Genomic DNA, 1,197 nt, shown 5'->3' on the forward strand with positions numbered 1-1,197 from the left:
CACACACGGCGAATTTAGTTCTGCAGCAGCAGCGCGTAACGGGTATGCCGACGTTCGCCCGTGCGCGTAAGGGCACCGATCTCTACGAGTTGCTGAAGATCGCGTGTGGCTGTGGCGCGGGATGTGGCTGTAATCGAAATGTAGTTCTCCGCGCTTAGGCCTCCCTTAAAACCCGCTATGCCCTCTTTGAAAATTCGCGCGATTACCTTTTCTTGCCGCTCGTTCAGGCGGTCTCTAAACCGATCGTAAAATTTTGCTTTCTGAATGAAGAAATCTATGCGCTCAAGCGTCGCCTGTTGGGCGGCGAGGATCGTTTCTGAGAAAAAGAGGACCCAACCAGTGATATCGAGTGTGCGCTGGTGGCGCTCAAGTTCGGAATAATAGGCCTTTCGGTTTTTCTCGATTGTGAAGGCAAGTGAGATCAGGCTGGGCTGCCCTATGTTTTGAGCCAGCGACTTCTCGGCGAGCGCGCGCCCAATGCGGCCGTTGCCATCTTCAAATGGATGTATGCTTTCAAAGTAAAGATGGCCGACCGAGGCGCGCGTTAAAGCCTGAAGTGGTGTTTGACCGCTTGGTCCGAATTGATTGAACCATGCGGTGAAGCCTTCCATCTCAGCGGCAACTTGGCGAGATGGGGGAGCCTCAAAATGTACTGTCGGTTTGTCCAGTCTGCCTGAGACGATCTGCATGGCGTCGGCATGCTGGCGGTAAGCGCCCACCGTTTCAATGTATCGATTTCCTGCAATCAGCATTGAGTGCCAATGGAACAGCTCCTCATGATGCAGCGGCTGATGCCAGTTTCGATAGACATCCGCCATCATCTCGGCGATCCCCCGCTCTTGGGGGCGAACCTGTCGGTCATCTGTATTGAGCCCGAACTGTCGGCGGAGTGATGATTGGACGCTTGCCCGGTCGAGAAACTCTCCCTCGATCTCTGAGGTTTTGATCGCCTCGTCACTCAGCAGTTCAATACGAAGCTGACTACTGTCATCCTCATTGAAATGCCGAACAGCACCGATGACCTCGCCGGCGGATTGCAGAAATTTCTGCTCCAACGGGATCAAGCTTGCAGTGTCGTACCTGAAACGCGGCCAATCTGCGTTCTGCCAGTTCCATTGCATGAGCTATAGACCACCCTTCTATAACTCATGATTATCTGTATTGATGAGCTATGGCAAGCTTGGCTATCGCTCAGCC

Annotated in this window: 1 protein-coding gene; it reads right to left on the minus strand. The window is 53.5% G+C overall.

What is annotated here, in order from left to right; all coding sequences use genetic code 11:
• Nucleotides 1-14: 14 nt before the first annotated feature.
• Nucleotides 15-1,121: a Fic family protein gene (locus C934_RS0131495; RefSeq protein WP_018857937.1), complete on the minus strand. Its 1,107-nt coding sequence runs from the start codon at nucleotides 1,119-1,121 to the stop codon at nucleotides 15-17.
• Between the last annotated feature and the right edge of the window lie 76 nt (nucleotides 1,122-1,197).

This window comes from Rhizobium sp. 42MFCr.1, from assembly GCF_000377185.1.
GTDB lineage: Bacteria > Pseudomonadota > Alphaproteobacteria > Rhizobiales > Rhizobiaceae > Rhizobium > Rhizobium altiplani.